We start from the raw sequence: 11539 nt of genomic DNA on the forward strand, positions 1-11539 counted from the left end.
TTGTCTAGAGCATTTTCCGCTTTAGGGGAAACCCGTTTCTGCATGGCCCAGTGCGGCATCATGCGTCCATGAAGACCGGATAGAGCGAGGCCAAGAGCAGCACCGCCATGACGATGTTGAAGGCCCGCACCGCCCGCCGGGAGGTCAGGACCGGCCGCAGCGCGGTGCCGAACAGGGCCCAGGTGGTGCAGGACAGGACACCCAGGATCAGGCTCAAGCTGACCTGAATCGCGATGTTCCAGGGATAGGCGGCGATCGCCGCATAGGCGGTAATGGTGCCGATCACCATAACCCAGCCCTTGGCATTGACCCACTGGAACATGGCCGCGCCCCAGAACGTCATCGGACGGCCACGACTGTCCTGATCCGCGGACGGCGGTTCGGACATCGCAATCGCCCAGGCCAGATAGACCAGATAGGCCACACCGGCATATTTCAGGATGGTCTGCAGCACCGGATAGGCGATGAAGATGGTCCCGAGCCCGAGGCCGACCGCGCCGACCATGAAGGCGAAGCCGACCGTGATGCCCATGATGTGCGGGATGGTGGGGCGGAAGCCGTAGGTCAGCCCCGACGACAGCAGCATGATGTTGTTCGGCCCCGGCGTGAAGAACATCACGGTGGCGAACATCACGAAGGCGATCAAAAGCGAATGCGACATGGGGGCCTCACGCGATCTTTGGCAGAACTTGTTTTTCTAAGGCCTTGGGATCTTCTGAATCCTTGGGACGCTTCGACAGCAGCATGACGGCGATACCGCCCACCACCGTGACCATGCCGGCCAGCCGAAGCGGCCCGAACGTTTCGCCGAACACCACGCTCGAGGCGGCGGAACCGACGAACGGCACCAGCAGCGCGAACGGCACCACCTGCGCCGCGGGATAATCGCGCAGCAGCCTCCCCCACAGCCAGTAGGCGATGCTGGTGGAGACGCCGCCGAGGCCGATCATGCACATCAGGCCGGTCAGCGACATGTGGGTCAGCGCATGCCAGGTCGGCTGCGGGCCGTTGCTGACCAGCGTCAGTGCAACTAAGGGCACCGCCGCGACCAGGCACAGCCACGCGAACAGGTCGAACATCGGCACATCAGCCGCGCGCCGGAGCAGCAAATTGCCGGCCGCGAAGCTGAGCGGAGAGATCATCAGAATCGCGAAGGCACCGACGCTGAAATCGTAACCGACGGTGCCGCAGATCATCAGCAGGCCGACCGTGGCGATACCGATGCCCACCGTCTGCCACGCGCCCGGCCGCTCGCGGAACAGCAGCGCGGCAAAGCCGATGGTGAACAGCGCCTGGCTCTGCACGATCACGCTGGAGAGGCCGACGGGAACGCCGTGGGCGATGGCAAAGGCTTGCGCCAGAAACTGCCCGAGGAACAGCGTGAAGCTGATCGAGACCAGCACCATCCATGAAACCTTCGGCCGTGCCACGAACAGGCAGGGCAAGGCGGCGATGGCAAAGCGCAGCGTCGTCATCAGTTCCGGCGAAAATTCATTGAGCGCAATCCGGCTCGCGACGAAGGCAAGCCCCCAGATCACCGCCACCAGGACGGCGATGCAGACATCGGCCGGTTTCATTTGTTGGCTCTGTTGTTTCTGGGCTCTGTTGGTTTTTCTTAGCTCTGTTGGTCCGGCTTTGGTTTGCGCAGGAGATAGGTGCCGTGGAGGGGCGCGTGATAGTCGACCGATTCCAGCGTGAAGCCGACGTCGGTCAGCATCCGCTCGATCACCCAGCCGAAGGTCGAGTATTCGTCGCGCATATGGGTGACCACGCCCTCGCGCTGGAAATCGTGGTTCTTGATGGTGAAATCGGCCCACTGCTCGACATCGCGCTCAGTGCCGTCGGGCATGCTGACGAACACGATGTCGCGCAGGTAGAAATTGGCGCCGGGCTTCAGCGCCGCATAGATTCTCGCCAGCGCCACCGCCTTCCAGAAGTCAGGCAGATGATGCAGCGTGAATTCGCTGACGATCAGGTCATAGGAATTCGGTTGGTAGGCAAAGCTCAGCATGCCGGCCGGCTGGGTGCGGATCGCCACCTTGCGGTCGCGGGCCTGGATGTTGGCGAGCGCCAGCATCGCCGGCGAAATGTCGATCGCATCGACTTCGGCGCCCATCAGGGCGCCTTCGCAGGCCAGCACACCGTTGCCGCAGCCGATATCGGCCACCCGCCAGCCCTTCTGCACGCCGAGCATGGTCAGCGCCGCGCGGGCGCGGAGGTCGCTGTCGTCATGCCGGTCGTAGATCGAGGCGACCGCGGAATCGAGCCCGAGCTGCCGCCGTTGATTGTAATACCAGTCCCGCGCCAGCATGTTTCACATCCCCTCAGGCCCGCGCCCGATCGCAGCAACGCCAGTACGCGACACCTCGACAAGGCCGAGCGGGCGCATCAGGTCGATAAATTGATTGATCTTGGAAGAATTGCCTGTGATCTCGAACACAAAACTCTCGGTCGTGGCGTCGATCACGCGGGCGCGGAACGCATCCGCCAGCCGCAGCGCCTCGACCCGGTGGTCGCCGCCGCCGCGCACTTTCACCATGGCGAGTTCCCGCTCGATGGAGCGGCCGGTGATCGTCATGTCGACGACGCGATAGACCGGCACCATGCGATCGAGCTGGTGCTTGATCTGCTCGATCACCATCGGCGTACCCGTCGTGACGATGGTGATGCGCGAGAGATGTTTCTGGCTCTCGGTTTCCGACACTGTGAGACTGTCGATGTTGTAGCCGCGGCCGGAGAACAGACCGATCACGCGCGCGAGCACGCCCGGCTCGTTCTGCACCAGGACCGAGAGCGTGTGCGTCTCGTTGGGATCATGGCGCTCTTCCAGGAAGTAGGCTGATGCGGGCTGGTTCATTGTCGTCCCCTCAAATGTCCTCTCGTCACGCCATCGCCCGTTGGGCGGTAGCAGTGATGTCCGTCCCGATCCATTTTCGGAACAGATCGAAATCGATATTGCCGCCGCTCAGGATCAGGCCGACGCGCTTGCCGGCGAGCTTTGCCTTCTCCTGCAGCGCCGCGGCCAGCGCAGCCGCGCCGGCGCCTTCGGCGAGGTTGTGCGTGTCGGTCCAGTAGGCGCGGACGGCTGCTGCGACCTCATCGTCCGTGACCTGCACGATGCGCGAGGCGCCTTTGCGAATGACCGCAAGCGCTTCGGCAACGGGAACGCGGGTGGCCATGCCGTCGGCCAGCGTGTTGCTGGTCTCGGTTGTGACGACCATGCCGGCCGCAAACGACAGCGCGTAGGATGGCGCTTCGGTCGACTGCACGCCGACGATCTCAGTCTTCAGCCCAAGCAGATCGCGCGCCATGATGCAGCCGCAGATCCCAGAGCCCTGCCCGATCGGCACATAGAGCACGTCGAGGTCAGGCGCCGCGCGCAGCAATTCGAGCGCATAGGTCGCGACGCCGAGCACGAGGTCGGGATGAAACGACGGCACCATGTGAAGGCCGTCGAACTGGGCGCGGCGCTGGGCTTCTTCAGCTGCCGCCTGAAAATCCTCGCCATGCTCGACCAGTTCGGCGCCGAACGCGCGCATGGCGCGGTTCTTCTCCACCGAATTGCCTTTCGGGACATAGATCAACGCGCGAACGCCATGACGGCCGGCGGCGAACGCAAGACTCTGCCCGTGATTGCCGCGCGTGGCGGAAATGATTCCAGGCGTGTTCGGCCGCTCCCGCTTCAACCGGTCGAGATAGACCAGCCCGCCGCGCACCTTGAACGCGCCGATCGGCGTGTGGTTCTCATGCTTGACCACGACATTGGCGCCGAGGCGCTCGCTCAGCAACGGCCAGGCATGCGCCGCCGTCGGCGGCACCGCCTGCCCCACAATCTCATGCGCGCGTTCGAGCTCTTTGAGGTCAAACATGGGAATGCTTCACCTCACACCAGCGCCTTGCCGCCGGCGAACGCCGCGGCGGTAGCTTCGTCGGTGGCTTCCGCCGGCAGCAGCATTTCGTTATGCGCCTTGCCGGACGGAATCATCGGGAAGCAGTTTTCCAGCGCAGCGACACGGCAATCGAACAGCACCGGCCGCTTGACCTTGATCATCTCCTTGAGCGCGCCGTCGAGATCGCCAGGCTTGATCGCCTGCAGGCCGACGCAGCCGAACGCGTCCGCGAGCTTGACGAAATCCGGCAGCGCTTCGGAGTAGGAATGCGACAGCCGGTTGCCGTGCAGCAGCTGCTGCCACTGCCGCACCATGCCCATGTACTGGTTGTTCAGGATGAAGATCTTGATCGGCAGTTCATACTGAACCGCCGTCGACATCTCCTGCATCGTCATCTGCACCGAGGCATCACCCGCGATGTCGATCACGAGGCTGTCGCGATGCGCGACCTGCACGCCGAGCGCGGCCGGCAGGCCGTAGCCCATGGTGCCGAGACCGCCCGACGTCATCCAGCGGTGCGGCTCCTCGAACCCGAAGAACTGCGCCGCCCACATCTGGTGCTGGCCGACTTCGGTCGTGATGTAGGTGTCATGGCCACGCGTCGCCTCGAACAGCTTCTGAATGGCGTGCTGCGGCAGGATGACGTCGTTGCTCTTCTTGTAGGCCAACGAATTGCGCGCGCGCCAGGTGGCAATCTCCTGCCACCAGCTCTTGATGTCGGGCTTCTTTGCTTCTGCCTTGAACACCTGCAGCAGGTCGCCGAGCACATTGCCGGCGTCGCCGATGATCGGCACGTCGACATGAATGTTCTTGTTGATCGAGGACGGATCGATGTCGATGTGGATCTTCTTCGAGCCCGGCGAGAACGCATCGACACGCCCGGTGATGCGGTCGTCGAAGCGCGCGCCGACGCACAGCATGACGTCGCAACCATGCATCGCCATGTTGGACTCGTAGGTGCCGTGCATGCCGAGCATGCCCAGCCAGTTCTTCCCCGTGGCCGGATAGGCGCCGAGGCCCATCAGGGTCGAGGTGATCGGGAATCCCGTGACCTCGACCAGCTCGCGCAACAGCTTGGACGCCTCGAGCCCCGAATTGATGACGCCGCCGCCGGAGTAGATCACCGGCCGCTTGGCGGAAGCCAGCAGCGCCACAGCCTTGCGAATCTGAGCCGCATCGCCCTTCACCCGCGGCGTGTAGGAAACGTGCACGTCGTCCCTGCGCGGCGGATGATACGTGCCGGTTGCAAACTGCACGTCCTTGGGCACGTCGACCAGCACGGGTCCGGGACGGCCCGTGGTCGCGACATAGAACGCCTCGTGCAGCACCTTGGCCAGATCGTTGACGTCGCGCACCAGCCAGTTGTGCTTGGTGCAGGGACGGGTGATGCCGACGGTGTCGCATTCCTGGAACGCGTCGTTGCCGATCAGATGTGTAGGAACTTGCCCGGTGATGCAGACCAGCGGAATCGAATCCATCAGCGCGTCGGTCAGCGGCGTCACCATGTTGGTGGCGCCGGGACCCGACGTCACCAGCACCACGCCGGGCTTGCCGGTCGAGCGCGCATAGCCTTCGGCCGCATGGCCGGCGCCCTGCTCGTGCCGCACCAGAATGTGCTCGACGTCGCTCTGCTGGAAAATCTCGTCATAGATCGGAAGCACCGCGCCGCCGGGATAGCCGAACAGATGCTGGACGCCATGATCGATGAGCGCGCGCACGATCATCGCGGCGCCGGTCATCTGGTTCGGATCGTGGCTCTTGTCGGTCATGGTCTGCTCCGGATGCGCTGCTGGCGCGGCTTTCTTCGGTTTTGAGTTTCAGAGCCAGATGACGTTTCTTCGAAGCGTCATCTCGCTCTATCTTCTTGTTTGAGCATGATCTTTTCGGAAAACCGGTTCCCACTTTTCCGGATCATGCTCTGGGAATAAAAAAAGGGCCCGAGAGGCCCCATGCACACCGCCTGAATTTGGGATGGCCTCAGCCACCCCCGGCGGTGCGCCTGGGTACGACTACGATAAGGAGTTTGGTAATAATATTACGCATTTGGCGACCCGGACTTCCCAAAGATTGCGCGGTTATACCGCCCGCTCCCCGGAAGTCAAGGGAAGGACGCCTTTAGCGCGATTTTTGCAGCTTAGCGGCGTTCCGGCCGTTCGGCGAGTGGGAATTTCATGCGTGCAGCCATGCGGGGAGGCTCGTGGCCTGGAGCGCAGCGTAATCCGGGGCTGGTGCCTGCTGAGCGAATCCCGGATTGCGCTTCGCTCCATCCGGGCTACGCGGTCCCGTGCTTCCCCCCACCCCCTCGCTGCCCTCGCTCGTAGCCGGCGGCCCGTAGCCCGGGTGGAGCGAAGCGCAACCCGGGGCCGGGAGCCGCAGAGAGAATCCCGGATTTCGCTGCGCTCCATCCGGGCTACGCGGTCCGTGCTTCCACCCACCCCCTCGCTGCCCTCGCTCGTAGCCGGCGGCCCGTAGCCCGGGTGGAGCGAAGCGCAACCCGGGGACCGGGAGAGTGAATCCCGGATTGCGCTGCGCTCCATCCGGGCTACGCGGTCCGTGCTTCCAGCCACCCCCTCGCCGCCTCCGGCTTCACCCATTCGAACTCCGGCAGCTGATGCCGGAACCAGGTGAATTGCCGCTTGGCGTAATGGCGGGTGTCGGCGCGGCCGATTTCGGCGGCCTCTTCGCGCGTGATCTCGCTGCGGAGGTAGTGGATCAGCACCGGTACGCCATGGGCCTTCATCGCCGGCAGCAAGGGATCGAGGTTTCGCGCGGCCAGTGCGGCGACCTCATCCAGCGCGCCAGCGGTCAGCATCGCGTCGAACCGCGCATCGATCCGCGCATAAAGCTGATCCCGTTCGGGCGCGAGGAACAGGGCGGTGAATTCGCTCCGAGGCAGCAGCGGCGGCAGGCCTTCCTGATGCCAGTCGGGCAGCGTACGGCCGGTGGCTTCGACGACCTCCAGCGCGCGGGCAATCCGCGTGCGGTCGCGCGGCTTCAGGCGTTCGGCCGAGACGGGATCGCGCCGCGCCAGCTCAGTGTGCAGCGCTTCGACACCGTCGCGCTCCAGCCGGGCGCGAACGGCTTCGCGCACATCGGGTGGAATCGGCGGCACTGCGGAGAGACCACGCGTCAATGCCTTGAAGTATAGGCCGGAGCCGCCGATGAAGACGGCCAAGCGCTTTTCCGCACGCGCCTCCGCCAGCACCTTGGCAGCATCCGCCACCCAGGCCCCCGCCGAGAAATTGACCGATGCATCGACATGGCCATAGAGCCGGTGCGGCGCGCGGGCCTCCTCCTCCACCGTCGGCCGCGCCGTGATGATGCGGAGATCGCGATAGACCTGCATGGAATCGGTGTTGATGACGATTCCGCCGGTCTTTTGCGCCAATTCGAGCGCCAGGGCCGACTTGCCGCTGGCGGTCGGCCCTGCGATAAGCACGGCCTTGCTCAAACTAAGCGAATTCGCCTGCATGTCCCTCGTCGCCACCCTCATCTGCAACCCGGCCAATCCCGCGCTCGACACCACCATCGTCGACGGCGCGCTGGCCGTTCTCCCCTCGCCCGGCACGGCGCAATGGTTGTTCGACGAAGTGGCAGTCGACATTCCCTTCGACTATCAGGTCAAGAGCCCTGATGACATCAAGGCGATCGAAACCCGCCTGCAAGCGGCGCGCGGCGACCTGCCGATCGACATCGTCGTGCAGCCTGTGGCCTTCAGGCGCAAGAAGCTTTTTCTGGCGGACATGGATTCCACCATGATCGGCCAGGAATGCATCGACGAGTTGGCCGATTTCGCCGGGCTGAAGGCGCATGTCGCTGGGATCACCGAACGGGCGATGCGCGGCGAGATCGAATTCGAGCCGGCGCTACGCGAGCGCGTCGCGCTCTTGAAAGACCTCCCGGTCAGCGTGGTCGACGAGGTGCTGGCAAAACGCATCACGCCGACGGCGGGAGGCCGCGAGCTGGTCATGACCATGCGTGCCAACGGCGCTTACACCTGCCTGATCTCGGGCGGCTTCACGCTGTTCACCAATGCGGTCGCCGCAAAAATCGGCTTCCAGGAGAACCGCGCCAACGAACTCGGGGTTCGCGACGGCAAGTTCACCGGCGAAGTCGCCGAGCCGATCCTCGGCCGCGCCACCAAGCTGGCAACGCTGATCGAGCTTCGCGAATCGTTCGACCTCGACGAAATCGACACGCTGGTGACCGGCGACGGCGCCAACGATCTCGGCATGATCCAGGCTGCGGGGCTCGGCGTCGCCTATCACGCCAAGCCCGCGGTCGCCGCCGCCGCCGCCGCGCGGATCGACTACGGCGATCTCACTGCATTGCTATATGCGCAGGGCTATCGGCGCGACGAGTTCGCGGACTAATTGAAATTGGTTTGTTGCTCACGCCAGCAACGTGAACCTATTGCGACGATGAGCAACCTTAAGTAGCTTGCACAAAAGAAGCATCTTAAGGGGTCGCAATGAGCCAACCTAAGACGGTTGATCGTGGCGTTTCGTTCATCAAATTCGTGCTTGGACTCTTAAGGGCTCACCCGGACGGCATGCGTCCACGCGACATCTACGCAGAGATCGAATCAAAGCTGCCCCTGGATGATTTCGACAAGGAGACGATGAAGGGATCGGGACTGCCCCGGTGGCGAGCCACCCTGCATTTCCACTCTGTCGCAGCGACGAAAGCTGTATTGCTCGTCAAGTCGGACGGACGCTGGCGGGTGACGGATGAGGGTCAGAAGTTTGTGACCCTGCCGGATTACGAACTCAAGCGGCTGATGCGGTCCCGCTACCGGGAATGGCGTTGGAGCCACCAGAAGGTAAAGACCGCTGGAATTGCAACCGCTGTCGACGAAACGCCGCCGCTCGACACTTCGGTTCTGTTCGAAGATGCCAAGGAAAAGGCCCGCGAGGAAATCGACACCTATCTCGACACCCTCTCGGGCTACGAATTCCAGAACCTCGTGGCGGCGCTGCTTGAAGGGATGGGATACGCCACAAGCACGGTTTCAAAACCAGGCTCGGATGGAGGGACGGATATCCTTGCCTATATCGATCCCTTGGGCGCGCAGACGCCGCATATCCGGGTTCAGGTGAAGCATCGAGACCAGACAGCTTCGCGTGAAGATGTCGCAGCACTTCGAGGCATCATCCGGGGCGATCGGGAAATTGGGCTGTTTGTTTCTTCCGGTGGCTTCTCAAGGGAGGCGCGTCGCGAAGCCGGCAATGGCGCCGTTCACATCGAACTGGTCGACCTCGACCGCTTTCTCGAACTTTGGCTGCAGCATTACAGCAAGATCCCCGAAGTCAGGCGATCGAAGCTTCGCCTTGAGCCAATCCACTTTCTGGCCGTGGTCTCGCTCACGTGAGGCTTATCGGCGCGGGGAGTTCGTTGATACAGACTCGACGTCGTCCCTGCGAACGCAGGGACCCATACCGCGTGATCCCTCGATGAGGCGCGGTGGCTTATGCTCTGCGTCAATCAACTGGGACGGTGGGCTGCTGAGGCGAAGCCGTCTTCCCGCCTGCCCTTTACACCGGCCGCGGCGTATGGGTCCCTGCGTTCGCAGGGACGACATGGTCGTGTGGAGCGGCCAGCGGAGGTCACACCAGCTTTACTGCACACTCAGCGCGACGAAGCGCAATTCGCCTTCGCCGTTCGAGACCAGCAGCAGCACCGACTTCTTGCCGTCCTTCTTGAGCTGATCGACGCGCTTCTTGATGTCGGCGGCGTTAGTGACCGCTTCCTGCGCCACCTCGACGATGACGTCGCCGGCGGAGAGCCGCTTTTCGGCGGCATCGGAGTTGCCATCGACACCGGTGACGATCACGCCCTTGACGCTGTCCTTGATCTTGTACTTCGTGCGCAGGTCCTTGCTCAGCGCGGCGAGATCGAGGCCGAGCGCCTTTTGCGTCACCGGCTTCTCGGCGGGGTCTTCCTTGGTCTTGGCAGCGGCCTGCTGCACCTTTTCGTTGTCCTCGAGGCGGCCGAGCGTGACCTTGCGGCTTTCCTCCTTGCCCTTGCGGATGATGACCACGTCGACTTCCTTGCCGACCGCGGTGTCAGCGACGACGCGAGAGAGATCCTTCGGGTCCTTGACGTCCTTGCCGTCGAACTTGACGACGACGTCGCCGGGCTCGATGCCGGCGGGCTTGGCCGGCCCCTTGTCGTCGACACCGGCAACCAGCGCGCCGCGGGCGGGCTTGATGTTGAGGCTTTCGGCGATTTCGTCGGTGACCTGCTGGATCCGCACGCCGAGCCAGCCGCGGCGCAGTTCGCCGAACTGCCGAAGCTGATCGACCACGCCTGCCACCGTCTTCGACGGCACCGCGAAGCCGAGACCGATCGAACCGCCGGTCGGCGAAATGATCAACGTGTTGACACCGACCACCTCGCCTTCGAGGTTGAACAGCGGCCCGCCGGAATTACCGCGATTGATCGATGCATCGGTCTGTATGTAGCTGTCATACGGGCCCTGGCTGATGTCGCGGTTGCGCGCCGACACGATGCCGGCCGTGACCGAACCGCCGAGGCTGAACGGATTGCCGATCGCGATCACCCATTCGCCGAGCCGCAGCTTGTCGGAATCGCCGAACTTCACCGCGTTCACCGGCTTCACCGGCTTGAACTTCAGCACCGCGATGTCGGTCTTCTTGTCGACGCCGACCAGCTCGGCCCTGATCTTGGTGCCGTCATTCATGATCACGTTGATCTCGTCGGCATCCGCGATGACGTGATTGTTGGTGACGACGACGCCCGTGGCGTCGATGATGAAACCGGAGCCGAGCGAATTGGTCTTGCGTCGCTGCATCTCACCGCTCTTGTCGCCGTCCTTGGGGGCGCCGCCGCGACGGTTCTTGAAGAAATCGTCGAAGAACTCTTCGAACGGCGAGCCCGGCGGCAATTGCGGCATCGCTTCCCTGTTGTTGCCACCGCCTTTGGCCTCGACGTTCTGCGAGGTCGAGATATTGACGACGGAGTCGATCACCTTTTCGGCAATGTCGGCGATGCCGTCCGGCCCGCGCGCGCTAGCCGGCACCGACGCCAGCAAGCTGGCGGCACTGAGCGAGATCGCAATCCCCATCAGGCGCAGGCGGCGGCTCAAGGCGGGTCTGGCACCGGTCATGTCGGCTTATCTCCAAGGGGGTGAATACGGGTCCACAGTGCGCCCGAACCGGTCCGAGGCGCAAGCATCTGCGCCTGACATTCCGGCGAAAAACCGGGCCCAGGCGGCTCACGATTACGTTGACGCCACAGCTACTTGCGTCCCTGGGACGTCGTCATTCCAAGCGCGCGAAGCAAATTTAAGGCGTGCCATTGCACGGCGCAAAATCTCGAAGTTCCCGGGTGTACAATGGCACATCCCCGATGTGCAATTGCACATCGTGGGTACTGTCCTTCGGACCGTCCCGAAATGACGGTGACCGTCTTACCGCCGCACGAACCAGATCAGGAGCAGACCCACGACCGCCGAGACGATGCCGACGATCCGCAGGATATTGTCAGGCGTAGCCAGCGCGCTCTTCATCGCCCGGCGCATCCAGGCCGGGCTGGCGGCGAACATCAGGCCCTCGAGCACAAAGAGGATGCCCACACCGACGAGGAAGTCGGTGAACGCTATGGACCTCATCGGACACCAACCCCCG

General features: G+C 63.5%; 11 protein-coding genes. 2 read left to right on the forward strand and 9 right to left on the reverse strand.

Features of this window, described 5'->3' with window-relative positions; translation table 11 throughout:
• Positions 1 to 58: 58 nt before the first annotated feature.
• The 7 genes from KIP88_RS08065 to miaA form a co-directional block, all read right to left on the reverse strand.
• Positions 59 to 661: a LysE family translocator gene (locus tag KIP88_RS08065; protein WP_214487366.1), complete on the reverse strand. Its 603-nt coding sequence runs from the start codon at positions 659 to 661 to the stop codon at positions 59 to 61.
• Between the two features lie 7 nt (positions 662 to 668).
• Positions 669 to 1577, reverse strand: a complete 909-nt coding sequence (locus KIP88_RS08070) for an EamA family transporter (protein ID WP_214487367.1) — start codon at positions 1575 to 1577, stop codon at positions 669 to 671.
• Positions 1578 to 1615: 38 nt separating this feature from the next.
• Positions 1616 to 2311 carry a class I SAM-dependent methyltransferase gene (locus KIP88_RS08075; protein ID WP_214487368.1) on the reverse strand — a complete coding sequence of 232 codons (696 nt, stop codon included), beginning with the start codon at positions 2309 to 2311 and terminating at the stop codon, positions 1616 to 1618.
• A gap of 3 nt (positions 2312 to 2314) precedes the next feature.
• The gene (ilvN, locus tag KIP88_RS08080) at positions 2315 to 2857 is read right to left on the reverse strand and encodes an acetolactate synthase small subunit (RefSeq protein WP_214487369.1); all 543 of its coding nucleotides are present in this window, start codon (positions 2855 to 2857) and stop codon (positions 2315 to 2317) included.
• Positions 2858 to 2882: 25 nt separating this feature from the next.
• Positions 2883 to 3869, reverse strand: coding sequence for a threonine dehydratase (locus KIP88_RS08085; protein ID WP_214487370.1), 987 nt, complete (start codon positions 3867 to 3869; stop codon positions 2883 to 2885).
• 14 nt (positions 3870 to 3883) lie between these two features.
• Entirely contained in the window at positions 3884 to 5659 is a 1776-nt protein-coding gene (locus tag KIP88_RS08090) for an acetolactate synthase 3 large subunit (protein ID WP_214487371.1), read from the reverse strand.
• A gap of 773 nt (positions 5660 to 6432) precedes the next feature.
• On the reverse strand, positions 6433 to 7362 hold the full coding sequence (gene miaA / locus KIP88_RS08095; protein WP_214487372.1) for a tRNA (adenosine(37)-N6)-dimethylallyltransferase MiaA: 930 nt from the start codon (positions 7360 to 7362) through the stop codon (positions 6433 to 6435).
• Between miaA and serB the strand changes: the two genes are divergently transcribed.
• Together serB and KIP88_RS08105 are read left to right on the forward strand one after the other, a co-directional pair.
• Positions 7361 to 8263, forward strand: coding sequence for a phosphoserine phosphatase SerB (serB, locus tag KIP88_RS08100; RefSeq protein ID WP_214487373.1), 903 nt, complete (start codon positions 7361 to 7363; stop codon positions 8261 to 8263). The two genes, miaA and serB, sit on opposite strands and share 2 nt — an antisense overlap.
• 98 nt (positions 8264 to 8361) lie before the next feature.
• Positions 8362 to 9261, forward strand: a complete 900-nt coding sequence (locus KIP88_RS08105) for a restriction endonuclease (protein ID WP_214487374.1) — start codon at positions 8362 to 8364, stop codon at positions 9259 to 9261.
• A 246-nt stretch (positions 9262 to 9507) separates the two neighbouring features.
• Here KIP88_RS08105 and KIP88_RS08110 read toward each other — a convergent pair whose 3' ends face one another.
• Positions 9508 to 11019: a Do family serine endopeptidase gene (locus KIP88_RS08110; protein ID WP_214487375.1), complete on the reverse strand. Its 1512-nt coding sequence runs from the start codon at positions 11017 to 11019 to the stop codon at positions 9508 to 9510.
• A 303-nt stretch (positions 11020 to 11322) separates the two neighbouring features.
• A complete protein-coding gene (locus KIP88_RS08115) occupies positions 11323 to 11523 on the reverse strand; it encodes a DUF2065 domain-containing protein (protein WP_214487376.1) in 201 nt (66 codons plus the stop codon).
• Positions 11524 to 11539: the final 16 nt, after the last annotated feature.

The organism is Bradyrhizobium sp. SRL28 (assembly GCF_018596315.1).
GTDB lineage: Bacteria > Pseudomonadota > Alphaproteobacteria > Rhizobiales > Xanthobacteraceae > Bradyrhizobium.

Bases quoted from the DNA above. Each gene is read 5' to 3' on its own strand.
- miaA (WP_214487372.1), bottom strand. From the start codon at position 7,362: ATGCAGGCGAATTCGCTTAGTTTGAGCAAGGCCGTGCTTATCGCAGGG.
- KIP88_RS08085 (WP_214487370.1), bottom strand. From the start codon at position 3,869: ATGTTTGACCTCAAAGAGCTCGAACGCGCGCATGAGATTGTGGGGCAG.
- ilvN (WP_214487369.1), bottom strand. From the start codon at position 2,857: ATGAACCAGCCCGCATCAGCCTACTTCCTGGAAGAGCGCCATGATCCC.
- KIP88_RS08105 (WP_214487374.1), top strand. From the start codon at position 8,362: ATGAGCCAACCTAAGACGGTTGATCGTGGCGTTTCGTTCATCAAATTC.
- KIP88_RS08075 (WP_214487368.1), bottom strand. From the start codon at position 2,311: ATGCTGGCGCGGGACTGGTATTACAATCAACGGCGGCAGCTCGGGCTC.
- KIP88_RS08115 (WP_214487376.1), bottom strand. From the start codon at position 11,523: ATGAGGTCCATAGCGTTCACCGACTTCCTCGTCGGTGTGGGCATCCTC.
- KIP88_RS08090 (WP_214487371.1), bottom strand. From the start codon at position 5,659: ATGACCGACAAGAGCCACGATCCGAACCAGATGACCGGCGCCGCGATG.
- KIP88_RS08070 (WP_214487367.1), bottom strand. From the start codon at position 1,577: ATGAAACCGGCCGATGTCTGCATCGCCGTCCTGGTGGCGGTGATCTGG.
- serB (WP_214487373.1), top strand. From the start codon at position 7,361: ATGTCCCTCGTCGCCACCCTCATCTGCAACCCGGCCAATCCCGCGCTC.
- KIP88_RS08065 (WP_214487366.1), bottom strand. From the start codon at position 661: ATGTCGCATTCGCTTTTGATCGCCTTCGTGATGTTCGCCACCGTGATG.
- KIP88_RS08110 (WP_214487375.1), bottom strand. From the start codon at position 11,019: ATGACCGGTGCCAGACCCGCCTTGAGCCGCCGCCTGCGCCTGATGGGG.